This is a genomic window from Pantoea sp. 9140 (assembly GCF_000745295.1).
GTDB lineage: Bacteria > Pseudomonadota > Gammaproteobacteria > Enterobacterales > Enterobacteriaceae > Pantoea > Pantoea vagans.
Window position 1 is genome coordinate 445,751 of the sequence record NZ_JQNO01000002.1, and the last position, 13,757, is coordinate 459,507.

13 protein-coding genes are annotated in these 13,757 nt (G+C 54.5%); 1 reads left to right on the top strand and 12 read right to left on the bottom strand.

The annotated features are described in order from the left end of the window. Positions 1-20: 20 nt before the first annotated feature. Complete coding sequence (locus tag FA92_RS21370) at positions 21-1,148, top strand: Fic family protein (protein WP_033785112.1); 1,128 nt, start codon at positions 21-23, stop codon at positions 1,146-1,148. A gap of 70 nt (positions 1,149-1,218) precedes the next feature. On the opposite strand, the gene ascB is transcribed toward FA92_RS21370, so the two are convergent. From ascB to FA92_RS21430, 12 genes are all read right to left on the bottom strand, one after another. Beyond that, the gene (gene ascB / locus FA92_RS21375; RefSeq protein ID WP_033785113.1) at positions 1,219-2,613 is read right to left on the bottom strand and encodes a 6-phospho-beta-glucosidase; all 1,395 of its coding nucleotides are present in this window, start codon (positions 2,611-2,613) and stop codon (positions 1,219-1,221) included. Positions 2,614-2,625: 12 nt separating this feature from the next. Beyond that, positions 2,626-4,485, bottom strand: coding sequence for a PTS beta-glucoside transporter subunit IIABC (gene bglF / locus FA92_RS21380; protein WP_033785115.1), 1,860 nt, complete (start codon positions 4,483-4,485; stop codon positions 2,626-2,628). A gap of 138 nt (positions 4,486-4,623) precedes the next feature. After that, complete coding sequence (bglG, locus tag FA92_RS21385; protein WP_033785117.1) at positions 4,624-5,454, bottom strand: transcriptional antiterminator BglG; 831 nt, start codon at positions 5,452-5,454, stop codon at positions 4,624-4,626. Positions 5,455-5,617: 163 nt separating this feature from the next. Further along, positions 5,618-6,949 (bottom strand): carbohydrate porin, encoded by a 1,332-nt coding sequence (locus FA92_RS21390; RefSeq protein WP_239780566.1) that lies wholly within the window; start codon positions 6,947-6,949, stop codon positions 5,618-5,620. A gap of 720 nt (positions 6,950-7,669) precedes the next feature. Next, on the bottom strand, positions 7,670-8,011 hold the full coding sequence (locus FA92_RS21395) for a YebG family protein (RefSeq protein WP_013196294.1): 342 nt from the start codon (positions 8,009-8,011) through the stop codon (positions 7,670-7,672). A 156-nt stretch (positions 8,012-8,167) separates the two neighbouring features. Further along, entirely contained in the window at positions 8,168-8,962 is a 795-nt protein-coding gene (locus FA92_RS21400; RefSeq protein ID WP_010247078.1) for an SIR2 family protein, read from the bottom strand. Beyond that, positions 8,959-9,519: a non-canonical purine NTP pyrophosphatase gene (locus FA92_RS21405; RefSeq protein WP_033735745.1), complete on the bottom strand. Its 561-nt coding sequence runs from the start codon at positions 9,517-9,519 to the stop codon at positions 8,959-8,961. The genes FA92_RS21400 and FA92_RS21405 overlap by 4 nt, the downstream gene beginning before the upstream one ends. A 151-nt stretch (positions 9,520-9,670) precedes the next feature. Beyond that, positions 9,671-10,570 (bottom strand): ABC transporter substrate-binding protein, encoded by a 900-nt coding sequence (locus FA92_RS21410; RefSeq protein ID WP_013196297.1) that lies wholly within the window; start codon positions 10,568-10,570, stop codon positions 9,671-9,673. Continuing rightward, positions 10,567-11,361, bottom strand: a complete 795-nt coding sequence (locus FA92_RS21415) for an amino acid ABC transporter ATP-binding protein (protein ID WP_013196298.1) — start codon at positions 11,359-11,361, stop codon at positions 10,567-10,569. The genes FA92_RS21410 and FA92_RS21415 overlap by 4 nt, the downstream gene beginning before the upstream one ends. After that, a complete protein-coding gene (locus tag FA92_RS21420) occupies positions 11,345-12,271 on the bottom strand; it encodes an amino acid ABC transporter permease (RefSeq protein ID WP_033785119.1) in 927 nt (308 codons plus the stop codon). The genes FA92_RS21415 and FA92_RS21420 overlap by 17 nt, the downstream gene beginning before the upstream one ends. Before the next feature lie 9 nt (positions 12,272-12,280). Then, entirely contained in the window at positions 12,281-12,799 is a 519-nt protein-coding gene (locus tag FA92_RS21425) for a GNAT family N-acetyltransferase (protein ID WP_033735754.1), read from the bottom strand. Between the two features lie 10 nt (positions 12,800-12,809). Then, the gene (locus tag FA92_RS21430; protein ID WP_013196301.1) at positions 12,810-13,751 is read right to left on the bottom strand and encodes an ABC transporter substrate-binding protein; all 942 of its coding nucleotides are present in this window, start codon (positions 13,749-13,751) and stop codon (positions 12,810-12,812) included. Positions 13,752-13,757 lie beyond the last annotated feature (6 nt).

A 13,757-nucleotide genomic window follows, 5' to 3' on the forward strand; every position in this document is an offset into this window, starting at 1 on the left:
CCTCTTACTGTGAGTCCACTATGAGCGTTTACTGGATCTGGCAGCAGCCGGACTGGCCCGATTTTCAATGGCAGGATGCCGTTCTGCTACCGCGCCTGCGCCATCTGCAGCAGCAGCGCGGGTTGCTGCTGGGACGAGCCAGCCTGCAGTCAGACAGTGATTCGCAGACGCTGGATACTCTGCTGAGTAATATCCTTTCCTCTTCCGCGATTGAAGAGGAACGGGTAAACGTGCAGTCAGTACGCTCATCGCTGGCGCGCCGGTTAGGCGTCACGGAAGAACAGCCTTATCCGGTCTCCGACCGCTCAGAAGGGCTGGCCGCCATGATGCTGGATGCCATCAACAATCGCAGCCAGCCACTGACGCCTGAACGATTATTTCAGTGGCATCACTGGCTTTTCCCGGCAGATGAATGGACGGTGCAGCGCCTGAGCGTCGGCACGCTGCGCGGCAGTGAGCCGATGCAGGTGATCTCAGGCCGCATCGATCGCCCTACGGTGCATTTTGAGGCTCCGCCGCGACAGGGACTGGAGCCGCAGCTGACACAGTTTGTTGAGTGGTTCAACAGCAGTCAGCATGACGTGATGCTGGACCCGCTGCTGCGCGCCGCCATCTGTCATCTCTGGTTTGTCACCCTGCACCCGTTTGATGACGGTAATGGGCGTATCACGCGTGCGTTAACCGATCTGGCACTGGCGCAGGCCGACAGCCAGAGCATCCGCCTGTATGCCATGTCGCCCGCCATTCTGGCGCAGCGTGCCGGTTATTACCGCATTCTTGAGCAGACGCAGAAAGGCGGCCTTGATATCACAGACTGGCTGGTGTGGTTTCTTGATATCCTGGATGAGAGCCTGAAGCAGGCGATGAACGTTATCGATCGCACCCGGATGAAAGCGCGTTTCTGGCTACGTCATCAGGGAATGGGATTGAGCGTGGAACAGGTAAAAGTACTGAACCGGCTGCTTGACGGCGGTGAGCAGGGTTTTGAACTGGGGATCAGCGCCAGTCAGTATCAGAAGGTGGCTAAAGTAAGTAAAGCGACCGCGACCCGTCATCTGGCGGATCTGGTAGAGAAAGGCTGTCTCTACCGGCTGGAGGGTGGCGGACGAAGCACGCGCTATCAGGTTGTTACCCGCGATACGCACTAAGCCGGGTGAATCTGGCTAAGGAAAGGCGTGGTACATTGCGGCGGCCGCGATGTACCACTGAGCGCGGCAATTACTCTTTGAGTGAGGCCCCGTTTGTCGCAATAACCTCTTTATACCAGTGGAAGCTTTTCTTACGGCTGCGCGCCAGCGAACCTTCCCCGTTGTCATCGCGGTCTACATAAATAAAACCGTAGCGTTTAGACAGTTCCGCTTTAGATGCGCTCACAAGATCGATCGGCCCCCAGCTGGTATACCCCATGACCTCAACACCATCTTCAATCGCTTCACGCACCTGCACCAGATGATCGTTGAGGTAGCTGATGCGGTAGTCATCCTTCACGACGCCGGTGGCATCAGGAATGTCTTTGGCACCCAGTCCGTTCTCAACGATGAACAGCGGCTTTTGATAACGATCCCACAACAGATTAAGCAAGGTACGCAACCCGACCGGATCAATCTGCCAGCCCCATTCTGAGCTCTGAAGATGGGGATTAGGCACCATGCTCAGAATGTTACCGCGCATCTTCTCATTCAGCGCCTCATCGGCGGTAACACAGCCGGACATGTAGTAGCTGAACGAGATAAAATCGACGGTCGATTTGAGTATCTGTCGATCGGCATCCGTAATATCCAGCAGAATGTTGTTGTCGCGGAAGAAGCGCAACATATAGCCCGGATAAGCTCCCCGGCACTGCACATCGCCAAAAAATTGCCATTTCCGGTTCTCCTGCAGCGCTTCCAGCACATCGTCGGGGTTACAGCTTAGCGGGTAGACCAAACCACCCAGCAGCATATTGCCGATGCTGGCATCCGGGTTGATCTCGTGACAGGCTTTAACCGCCAGCGCACTGGCGACCAGTTGATGGTGAATCGCCTGATAAATTTCGCCCAGGCTGCTGGTTTCCGGCAGACCCACGCCGGTCATCGGCGCATGCAGAGACATGTTAATTTCGTTAAATGTCAGCCAGAGCCTGACTTTCTTCTGATAACGGTCAAACACCGTGCGCGCGTAATGTTCAAAGAATCCGATTACCTGACGGTTGCCCCAGCCACCATACTGCTTAACCAGATTCCAGGGCATTTCATAATGTGACAGGGTCACGAGCGGAGTGATGTTATGCGCTGCCAGTTCATCGAATAAGCGGTCATAAAAGGCCAGGCCAGCCTCGTTGGGTTGCTGCTCGTCACCGTTCGGGAAAATACGCGTCCAGGCAATTGAAACCCGCAGACAGCCGAAGCCCATCTCTGCAAACAGCCTGATATCGTCCGGGTAGCGGTGGTAAAAATCGATCGCCACATCTTTAAGGCTCTGGCTCCCCGCAACGCGCTCCACGACCGGGCCAAAAATCCCCTGTGGCTGGACGTCAGAGGTTGAGAGGCCTTTCCCCTCTTCACGCCATGCGCCTTCAACCTGGTTAGCGGCAACAGCACCGCCCCATAAAAATGAATCCGGGAAAGTTTTCATCCTGTTCTCCTTTTATCGATGAATGATGCTGAGTAAAGGTGTTCCTGCAGTCGCAGTGTTTCCTGCGACTTTCATCACCTCACGATACTCATCGCTGTTAGTAATAATGATCGGGGTTGCCAGGTCATACCCGGCATCAAGAATGGCCTGACGATCGAATTCCAGCAGCAGATCGCCAGGCTTAAACCTGTCGCCCACATTTACATGTGCAGTGAAAGGTTTGCCGTCGAGCCGGACGGTATCGATACCCACATGGATCAGCAGCTCAATCCCGCTATGACTCAGCAAGCCGATGGCGTGCCGGGTCTGAAACAGGGAGGCAACCTCACCCGCGAAGGGCGCAATGACTTTGTTGTCGGAAGGAATGATGGCCGCGCCCTGTCCCAGCAGGCCACTGGCGAAGGTTGCGTCCGGCACCTGATCAAGCGCCAGTAGGGTGCCGGTCATTGGTGAGAGAATGTCATCTTCGCCAGGCATCACCGGGGTTACTGTGTCTGGCGTGCTGTTACGAGGCATACCCGCTACCAGCGTCATGGCACAGCTCAGGAGCAGAGCCAGCAGCGTGCCGATAATTCCGCCCCATAACGTGGCATCGACACCGCCAGGCGGGATCATCTGAGCGATGGTAAAGATATTGGCGAAGCCAAAGGAATAAACGTGGGTGTTACTGAAGCCGACAACGGCACCGCCGATTGCGCCGGCTACGCAACCAAAGATAAAGGGGCGACGCAGAGGAAGATTAACACCATAGACAGCAGGTTCAGTGATACCAAATATTCCCGCGGTCACGGATGACCCCGCCAGCACCTTTTGACGCGCATCACGGCTGCGCAGCAAAACCCCCAGCGCCGCACCAATCTGGCCCATGACAGCAGGTAACAGCATAGGCAGCATCGAGTCATGCCCCAGAACGGCCAGATTGTTGATCATCAGTGGCACCAGTCCCCAGTGCAGACCAAAAATCACACAGACCTGCCACAGCGCGCCCATGGCCGCTCCAGCCAGCCACGGAGCCAGCGCATAAATCCACTGGTAGCCGTTCGCCAGCAACTGGCTCAGCCACGTGGCCAGTGGACCAATCACCAGGAAAGTCAGCGGCACCGTGATGCTCAGACAGATCAACGGGGCAAAAAAGTTCTTCATGGAGGCGGGCAGCAGCCGGGTGCTCTGTTTTTCCAGCCAGCAACTCACCCACGCGGCGAGAATAATGGGTATAACCGACGCGCTGTAATTAAACCAGGTTACAGGAATACCGAGAAACGCATCTGTCATAGCGCCGGACTGCTGGCTGGCATTGAAAGCAGCAATCATCGTCGGATGGGTGAGTGCCCCGCCAATCACCATGGTGATAAAAGGATTACCGCCGAACTTTTTACCCGCGGTGTAGCCTAGCACCAGCGGAAAAAAGTAAAAAAGGGCATCACTTGCCGCAAACCAGATTTTGTAGGTTCCACTTTCAACAGACAGCCAGCCGCAAACCACGGCCAGCGCCAGCAAGCCTTTAAGAATACCGGAGGCGGCAAGAATCCCGATAAACGGCGTAAAAATGCCGGACACAACATCGATCAGGCGACTGAAAAGGTTACCTGACTTCTTATCTTCAGCTGATGCAGCGGCCTCATCTAAAAGTCCCGCTTCGGCACGGACAGCCAGCCAGACATCATGAACGTGGTTGCCAATCACCACCTGAAACTGCCCGCCGCTTTCGACGACCATAATGACGCCCGGATTTTTCTTTAGTCCTTCCGCATCGGCTTTATGGTTATCTTTCAGTTTAAAACGAAGCCGGGTAGCACAATGCACCAGACTTACGATGTTCTCCCTGCCGCCAATATGGCCGAGGATATCCTGCGCCAGCGTGTGATATTCCATCTCGATTTCCTTAAACGGATGTCCATGGACATCCGTTGACTGAGCCAAAAATAAAAAAACCTGAGAACGGCCTCCTTTCAGAGGCCGCGCTCAGGTTTTGCCTGCATTAAGCAGTAACAATCCGGTTTACAGGGCTTATTACCCTTCTTTTCTCACCCGCTCGATATGAATGGCAAGAAACATGATCTCTTCTGCGGTCAGCTCACGCTGATAACTTTGTTGCAAATGCTGCGCAATTTTCACTGCGCATTTCCAGGCTTTTGGATAGTTATCTTTTACTGCCGTATGCAATGAAACATCGTCATTTTCGACCACGGCTCGCGTCAGCATCCGCTGCGCAAAAAACTTCAGATGGGTGACAAACCGCTGGTAAATCAGTGACGATTCGTTATATTCCAGCTGCAACTGATACTTCACCAGTTGCAGAATCTCCTGCATTACCCGCGTGATATCCATGACTTCCGGCATTTCGTTATGGAGCTGTGCCGTTACCAGATGAAGCGCGATAAATCCGGCTTCATCCTCAGCCAGTTCGACATTCAGCCGACGGAAAATGAGTGCCCTGGCCTCCTGCCCCAGCTCGAACTCTTTGGGATAGAGACGTTTGATATCCCACAGCAACACATTTTTAATCGCCAGACCTTTTTTTTGTCTTTCAATGGCAAAGAAGCAGTGGTCGGTCAGCGTGATATACAGGCTCTCCTGCAATCTACCCAGACGCTGTATCGCAAGATCAATAATGCAATTGCAGGTCGTCATCACTTCAGGCGGGATTTGATGTAACAACTCCTCCAGCCGACGGACCAGCAGATCACTTTGTGGTGCAAACACTTTCTCAATTTGCGCGTCATTGAGACTGTCACCGACGCGCTTCTGAAAGGCCAGTCCACGGCCCATAACGACCTGCTCGCGCCCCTGCTCATCCTGAACCATCACCACGTTATTATTCAGAATTTTGGCGATTTTCATCGGAACCCCAGAAACAAAAAAACCTGATATCCGGCAGAGGCCAGAAATCAGGTTTTGCCTGCCTAAGCAGTAACAATCCAGTTCCGGCACTCTATCAGCTTTCGTCATGACCTCAATCGGTCAGAACAAAAAGCGTGACAGCGATCGTAATCCTCTTATTCGCCTAAAAAATTACGACCGTTTTAAGCTCAGTCACCCAGGCATCCTGCGTATGGGATATGCCCGCCGGATGATGCCAGTACTGAATCCCGGGTTGCAGTTCCAGCCAGGAAACGGGGCGGAAACGGTAATAGAACTCACTGTTTAGTGAATGGCCGGGCACCGGATGATATGCCGTATCGTGGTAGTCCGAAACACCACCCATCGTATTCATATAGCGCTGATTTCGCGCGTACTGACTGCTCATGTCCGTCCAGGTCAGGCCAAAACCAATCCAGTCTTCCGGACGGGCGTCAAACAGTCCCCGATAGCGGAGTGAAGCGGCATAGACCGAATGCATGTAGTTAGTTCTCTGATCGGCCAGGCTCATACTGAATGAAGTACTTAACCCGCGACTGGCGTCATCCTGATGTCGCGTCAGTTGCTGATTAAGTCCGGCGTAAAGAAACCATGTCCGGTTATGAGAAGCATAACCACCGGGATCACTGGCTCCTGCGCCCCCGGACCGGCCGCGATAGAGGTCAGTTTGCGGGGCATTGGTAAAAACCACTCCCAGGTTGTAGGCACCCGGCAGGCCGTTAATGATCGGGCGTGCTTCGATTTCTACCGGCAGCAGGACACCTTTGCTGCGCCTGGTTGAGCCACTCCAGGCGTGATGACGGCTGGCAGCATCCGGGTTCTGCTCCATTACTCCCCCTTTTAACGTCACAACAGGTGTAAACCGGTATTCGAGCGTAGTTCCCCACGTGTGCACGTTCCAGTTGTTCCAGGTCAGTGAGTTAGCAGATTTTCCACCGCACTGAGAAAGCATCTGGAAATCACAGGGTATGATCTGATCGAAGGTCTGAACCTTGTTCATCATTCCGATACGCCATGTCATCCTGCGGTCATCGAAACTTCGGGCAAAAGTCAGCCAGCCCAGGCGGGTGATCGATTGCCCGCCCCAGCTCTCCTGCGTAAGATCGTTAACATTCATCCGCGGATCCTGCACGCGTCGGGTGGTCAGATCGTCGTTGTGATTACGATTAACGATATTCGCTTCGATACGTGCATCGGGAATATTTGTCCAGCGCGACAAATCCTGATTAAAGGTCAACGCAAACTGATCGATATAAGCAACGTGTGAGGCATGATTGTAGCCACCGCCGCCATTCCAGCCAATTTCATTCAGATAACCCAGGCTATAAGCAAATCCATTATCGTTAAGCGATTTACGAAGGCCATACATATCACCCAAAATAGGATCCGGTGGAGATTCAAACCCTAATACCGTTCCGCTCCATTCCTGCGCCGTCGACAAGGGTGAAAAGGTCAATAATGAGAGTGCGCACAGCATGCTTTTATATTTCATCTTAGCAACCTGTTTTGATTTTAATGATGTACGGTTCGCAGGAGAGTCCTTAACCTCCTGTCATCTACCTCATGTTTCCCAGGCCTGAAGACGCTGGGTCGTTATCGCGCAGGTTATTAATGACTTACGGCATGCCAGAATAAATTTAAGGCAAAAAAAAACCTAAGCACCCCACAGTGGTAAAGACTGCGGAACGCTTAGGTTTTGCCTGTTATCCAGTAACAACCCTTCGCTGAAAACGGCTCTACCCTAACACTGCTTTTTTAAATTGAATAGCACTGCCGGATTATTTCACAAAAAATGTGAGCCAATTAACAATTGATATCTCTCATTTCATAGGGCTGGTGTAAATTAACAATCTAAATGAGGTAAGAAACCCATCAGGGAATGTTATATTAGTTTCCTTGCTAATTCATTTAATTAAGATTGATGGTATTTATCAGTAGAATTAAAATAGTCATCCGGCGTCAAACGCTTAAAAATGGATGATCCAAAATCCAGATTATTGAATCCTGATTGATGCTATAGCGCTGAGTTTAAAAAATATAGCTGGCTGGTTTTTGTGATTTACAGGGAGATTGCAGGCGGGGAGTCAGCGCAAGGGAACGACAGGAGGATTTGTTTTGAATGACCTGACAAAAGATCAGATAAACCCGTCAATCAGAAACAGCAACGCCGGAAGGTTCGCTTCCGGCGTTGTGGCAATCAGGCAGCTTTAACGGCGCGTACTTTCTTCGCCGCTGGCTCTTCCGCCTGATCATCCGCACCCTCTTCTGCCACGGCTTCAGGCTTCGTTGCGCCTGCGGCCACATCCGGCAGTTTACTGGTGCGCAGAATATGCTGCACCGCATCTTTCTGCTCGGCAATCAGCAGGCCCAGCGTTTCTGCCTGAGATTCGTCCAGTGCAGGTTGATGCTGTAACAGCCAGTCAGTGAAGGCTTCGGCCATATCGAGCATTTTGTCGTAGGCATCGGCCTCTTTCTTATTGGCAAACGTCATCTTCTCTTCACCCTTTCTGACTACAACAAATTTTGTTTCAACAGCCATCTTTTCGCCCTCAGGTACTGTGTATGCATACAGTATATCATGCCGGTTATGCTTTGCCAGCAGAGAATAGAGTTTATCGGTTATGCCCGAGCTAACCTTAACCGGACGCAGATTTTTTTCTTTTTCCTGTCGCTTTTCTGCCGGACGTTACGCTGACTACACCAGCAACTCTTCAAGGAACATCGCCAGTGCCTTGCGCGGATCGTCCTCTTCGGAAACGATCACCTCGATCCCCCACTGCCCCAGCACCTCTTTGGCTACCGGGTTATTACGGTTAGTGAACAGATACGATTTTGGCCGGGCCGTCGCCAGCCCGGTGCGGCCCCACATCTTGGTCAGACGGTAAAACAGCAGACGAATGTTGAAATCACTGATGCTGTAGCCGACAAACAGCACGGAGTTGCCCATTACGTCATGGGTCAGTTTGATGTCGAGCGGTGAGTCAAAATAGAGGCGTTCAAAATAGCTGCTCTCATCGAGCACGATAGAGGTGTCGTCATCGAAGTCACCGTGCAGCTTGATGATGTGACGTTTATCTTCGGTCAGCGAAACCAGGTCAGCGGCGTTCGCCACTTTGTAATAGGGAACGCCGTGCGCCTCGTGCGCCGCTTCCAGCCAGCGATCATAATTGGTGGTGTAGATGCGCGAGAAGTTACCCTGGGTAATCATGGTATGAATTTCAGAAGACCGGACATCGATATCCGGCCGGTGCCACTCGCGATCCATCCAGCTGCGCAGCGGGCCAAGCGAGCCTTTCTTTTGCTTGTAATACTCCGCCAGCGAAAGGTGCGTACCGTAGGTATTGAAGATTTTGGGATCGTAACCCAGCTCGTTAGCCAGGTGAGCAATCAGTTCATGCCACTCGGGGAGGCCAAAATTACGCGAAATACCGGCACCGGCAAACAGAATCAGCTTGCCGGAATCATAGGCGCGTTTGAGTTCAGGTTTCATGCCACTCCCCGCGAGGTTTTTAAAAAGGTGGCGAAGCGATCCAGCGCGATGCGCCGCATCGAGATCTCATTCTTGAGTTCGCCCATTTCTGCAAAAGTCTGCTCATAGCCTTCGGGGATAAACACGCAGTCCCACTGGAAGCCGCGCGTCCCGGCGGGTTTCGCGGCGATGGTGCCGCGCAGTTCACCCGAGAACTGATACATTTTGCGGCCGTCGCAGTAGCCGAGCACCGTTTTGGCCGTCACGGCCTGGCTGTCCAGTCCCTGCACCAGCGCGGTAAAGCGCTCAGCGTCGAGGCGGTTCCAGAAGATGCGGGTCAGACCGGCGGGCAGACCATTGAGGCCGTCCAGATAGAGGCCGGTATGCTCAACAAACAACGGCCGCCCAATCAGCGAAAAGGCTTTGGTCAGTTTATCGCGCACCAGGTCCAGCTCATTTTCAGTCTGAATTTCTTCGATGCGACGGGCGATGGGTAATACTTCGACCCCGACAGGCTCGAGTATCTTACGCACCTCCGCCAGCTTTTGCTCATTGGCAGAAAGGAATCTGATTTTCATGGGGCTTCCAGGTCAATTACTCCGCCACGCAGTGAGGATTTTTTACGAAAACAGGCGGGCAGGATAAATCACTAACGCTGGAGAGTGTAGTTCAATTCTGTGGTCATCAGATTGCAGAACCGGCTTAAGCAGGAGAGCCGGTTCTGCCGACTCAGTAAACAATGCCCGGCGGATTCACCGTGGAGTGCGTCACAGCTTCATCCTGTTCACCCCAGCGCGCCAGCACCTGCTGATACTGCCCACCTGTGATGGTGCCATCCAGCGCAGTCTGCAATGCGGGTGCCAGGCCATTCCCCTTTTTAGTGGTCACGGCAACCCAGGCGCGAAACGGTCCGCTGCCAACCAGCTTTGTCTGGCCGCGTGACGCCACTTTCCAGGCAGCCATCGAGTGCGGGCCAAAGATCGCATCGGCCCGCCCCGACAGCAGCGTCAGCGTCGCTGAGGCATCATCGGTAAGGTAAATCGGCGTCACAGCGGGCAGACCTTTAGCCCGGTTCTGCTGATCCCAGCTCAGTAATATGCGCTCCTGATTGGTGCCCGACGACACGATAATCCGCTTACCGGCAATATCAGGCGGACTGCTGATCTGGCTGATTTTACTGTCGCTTTTTACCGCAAAGGCGTGGTTATCAGCGCGATAGGTCGCAAAATCGAACTTCTTCTTACGCTCTTCAGTAACGGCAATGTTAAACATCGCGACATCATAGCGTCCGGCGCTGATGCCCAGTGGCCAGTCCTCCCACGAGGCCGGAACCAGCTTCAGCTTTAACCCCAGACTGTCAGCCAGCAGCCTGGCGATGTCCGGATCGCTGCCGATCCGCGTGACGTTGTCAGACGCCAGCAGCGATAGCGGCGGTGAGTTAGTTGCGGCGGTCGCAACCGTCAGCGTGCCAGGCTCGATAAAGTGAAAGTCAGCCGGGATTTTCGCGATCGCCTGCGGATTTGCCGGGGCGTGGATTGGCGTCTCATTTTTCAGCACATCGAGCTTCTCCGCCGCCGGACAGCTCAGCACTGGCAGCAGCGTCAGCGCTGTTAATGTCAGCGCCCTCATAGCACGCGCGCCAGGAAACGGCGGGTGCGCTCATGGCGCGGATTGTTCAGTACCTGCGTGGTGCTGCCCTGCTCAACAATCCGTCCATCCACCATAAAGACCACGTTATCCGCCACTTCACGCGCAAAACCGATCTCATGGGTTACAATCACCAGCGTGGTGCCGGAACGTGCCAGCTTTTTAATGACGTCGAGCACTTCACCGACCAGCTCCGGGTCCAGTGCCGAGGTCGGTTCATCGAACAGCATTACGCGGGGATTGAGCATCAGGGCGCGCGCAATGGCGATACGCTGCTGCTGCCCGCCCGAGAGATGACGTGGCCAGGCATCGGCTTTATGGCGCAGGCCGACAATGTCCAGCAGTTCGCCCGCCCGCGCTATCGCTTCAGATTTCGTCAGCTGACGATGGGCGATTGGCGCTTCAATCAGGTTATCCAGCACGCTGAGGTGCGGAAACAGATTGAAGTTCTGGAACACGTAGCCGACGTTGATACGCTGCCGCAGAATCGCCTTCTCTTTGAGTTCATACAGCTTGTCGCCGCGCTGCTGATAGCCGATGAAGTCGCCATCAATCTGAATGAATCCCTCGTCGACCCGCTCCAGATGATTGATGGTGCGCAGCAGCGTGGATTTGCCGGAGCCGGACGGCCCCAGAATCACCGTGACCGATCCAGGCTCCAGCGACAGCGAAACATCATCCAGCGCTGTGTGTTTACCAAAACGCTTGGTCACGCCGGTAATACTGATGGCACCTGTTGTGTGTGAAGTGCGGTAATCAATGGCTTCGGACATGGCTGATCTCCTCGGTCGGATGAAGTGGCGTGACGCGGTTGCGCCATTGTTGCCAGCGCGAAGGCTGCGGCTCACGGTTCACGCTGCGGGCCAGCCAGCGCTCAACGTAATACTGAATCACGGACAGGACGGTGGTGATAATCAGATACCAGGCAGCACCGACCATCAGCAGCGGGATCACTTCCTGATTACGGTTGTAAATCATCTGGATGGTGTAAAACAGCTCCGGCATCGCCAGCACGTAAACCACTGAGGTGCCTTTCGCCAGGCTGATGATCTCGTTAAATGCGGTCGGAATAATGGCACGCAGCGCCTGCGGCAGAATGATGCGGAAGGTCCGGCGTGAGGCGGAAAGCCCCAGCGCAGAGGCGGCTTCCACCTGACCGTGATCGACACCGAGGATCCCGCCACGGATAATCTCCGCACTGTAAGCCGCCTGCACCAGCGTCAGACCAATTACCGCCGCAGGGAACTGGCCCAGCACGTTAATCGTCTGAAACGCGCCCCACGACAGGCCGGTAAACGGAATGCCAATCGACAGCGTGTCGTAGAGGTAGGAGAAGTTATAGAGAATGATCAGCACCACGATGAGCGGCAGCGAGCGGAACAGCCAGATGTAGCCCCACGCTAAGGTGCTCAGCAGCCACGACGAGGAGAGACGCGCCAGCGCCAGCAGACCGCCAAAGAAGAGGCTGAAAATAGTGCCCAGCAGAGTCAGGAGCAGCGTCTGACCCAGGCCGTGCAGGATCACCGGATCAAAAAACCAGCGGGCAAACACGCCCCACTCCCAGCGCGGGTTAAAGGCCACTGACTGAATCACGCCCGCCAGGATAAACAGCGCCAGGATAGCGCCTGCGGTGCGCGCCGGATAACGTGCCGGGACCACCTGCAGATGTTGATGTTTACTCATCGTCACTCCTTAACTTGCCGCTGCGACGTTATACACGCCGATCACTTTAATAAAGCGCAGTCGCCCGTCATGTGGCGGCTGGCCGTAACGCTCCAGATCGCCGCTCAGATCGAACTGTGGCTGATAGCCGTGACCGGTATAAAGCCGCACCGCCTCCGGCTGTCGAAAGCCGGTGGTGAGAAACAGCCGCTGATAGCCCGCCTGCAGGGCGCGCCGTTCCAGCTCCTGCAACACCACCAGCGCCAGCCCCTGACGGCGTAGATCGCTGCGGGTCCAGATGCGTTTCAGCTCAGCGGTCTGCGGGTCATAAGGTTTATAAGCGCCCATCGCGATGATTTCGCCGTCGCGCTCCAGCACAATAAACAGTCCCTGCGGCGGCAGATACCATTCGGTCAGCTCCTGCTCCTGCTCGTTACGTCGGGAGAAAAAGTCGCCATAACGTGCCGAGTATTCACCAAACAGACCACCCAGAATGGGTTGCAGCTCGGGGGCCTCCGGCGAAACTTCGCGGAAAGTTGATTCACTCATGGTCAGCTCCTTAGTCGCCCAGGCCAGCGGGGTTGATTTCAGAACGATCGATATGCTCAACGCCTTCACCCCAGCGGTTCAGTACCTTCTGATAATCGCCATTGCTGATCACGCCATTCAGCGCGGTGCTGATCGGTTCCGCGAGGCCGCTGCCTTTCTTCACCGTAACGGCAATGTGCGCCGCTTTTGGCCAGCCGCCATCCACGCTGCCGACCAGTCGGGTTTTACCGGTCAGCGCCGCTTTCCAGGCACCAATCACGTTAGGACCGAAGTAGGCATCGGCTCGCCCCGCCTGCAGTGCCAGGGTCTGGGCGGCATCATCTTTGGTATAGACCGGCGTAAAGGCTTTCAGGCCCTTTGCCTGATTCTCTTTATCCCACGCCAGCAGAATCGCCTCCTGATTGGTGCCGGATCCCACGATGATCCGCAGTCCGGCAATGTCTTCCGCTTTGGTCAGTGACTGAATCGGGCTGCTGGTTTTGACATAAAAGCCGAGTGAGTCTTTGCGATAAGTGGCGAAGTCGAACTTCTCTTTGCGCTCTTTAGTCACGGTAATGTTGGAGATCGCCGCATCATACTTGCCCGAGGCCACACCCAGCGGCCAGTCTTCCCACGACGTGGGAACGATGTTGAGTTTTAATCCAAGGCTGTCCGCAACCAGTCGGGCAATATCCACCTCGCTGCCGAGCAGGGTTTTGTTGTCATCGGAAAACACCGTCAGCGGCGGGGAGTTCTGCGCCGCCACGGCCACGGTAAAGGAGCCCGGCACCACAAAGTGATGTCCCGCGGGCAGTTGCGCGATGGCGTCAGGATTTTTCACCGTATTAACCGGCGCTTTATTGGCTTCCAGGCTGACGCGCTGGCCGTTATAGGAAACGCTGGTGCCTTCAGCCAGCGCATGGCTGCTGGCGGCCAGAATAAGCAGGGCAAGAAGACGCGATGTTTTTTTCATGACGTA

Excerpts from the sequence above, each read along its gene's own strand:
- FA92_RS21370 (WP_033785112.1), top strand. The coding sequence starts at position 21 with ATGAGCGTTTACTGGATCTGGCAGCAGCCGGACTGGCCCGATTTTCAA.
- ascB (WP_033785113.1), bottom strand. The coding sequence starts at position 2,613 with ATGAAAACTTTCCCGGATTCATTTTTATGGGGCGGTGCTGTTGCCGCT.
- bglF (WP_033785115.1), bottom strand. The coding sequence starts at position 4,485 with ATGGAATATCACACGCTGGCGCAGGATATCCTCGGCCATATTGGCGGC.
- bglG (WP_033785117.1), bottom strand. The coding sequence starts at position 5,454 with ATGAAAATCGCCAAAATTCTGAATAATAACGTGGTGATGGTTCAGGAT.
- FA92_RS21390 (WP_239780566.1), bottom strand. The coding sequence starts at position 6,949 with ATGCTGTGCGCACTCTCATTATTGACCTTTTCACCCTTGTCGACGGCG.
- FA92_RS21395 (WP_013196294.1), bottom strand. The coding sequence starts at position 8,011 with ATGGCTGTTGAAACAAAATTTGTTGTAGTCAGAAAGGGTGAAGAGAAG.
- FA92_RS21400 (WP_010247078.1), bottom strand. The coding sequence starts at position 8,962 with ATGAAACCTGAACTCAAACGCGCCTATGATTCCGGCAAGCTGATTCTG.
- FA92_RS21405 (WP_033735745.1), bottom strand. The coding sequence starts at position 9,519 with ATGAAAATCAGATTCCTTTCTGCCAATGAGCAAAAGCTGGCGGAGGTG.
- FA92_RS21410 (WP_013196297.1), bottom strand. The coding sequence starts at position 10,570 with ATGAGGGCGCTGACATTAACAGCGCTGACGCTGCTGCCAGTGCTGAGC.
- FA92_RS21415 (WP_013196298.1), bottom strand. The coding sequence starts at position 11,361 with ATGTCCGAAGCCATTGATTACCGCACTTCACACACAACAGGTGCCATC.
- FA92_RS21420 (WP_033785119.1), bottom strand. The coding sequence starts at position 12,271 with ATGAGTAAACATCAACATCTGCAGGTGGTCCCGGCACGTTATCCGGCG.
- FA92_RS21425 (WP_033735754.1), bottom strand. The coding sequence starts at position 12,799 with ATGAGTGAATCAACTTTCCGCGAAGTTTCGCCGGAGGCCCCCGAGCTG.
- FA92_RS21430 (WP_013196301.1), bottom strand. The coding sequence starts at position 13,751 with ATGAAAAAAACATCGCGTCTTCTTGCCCTGCTTATTCTGGCCGCCAGC.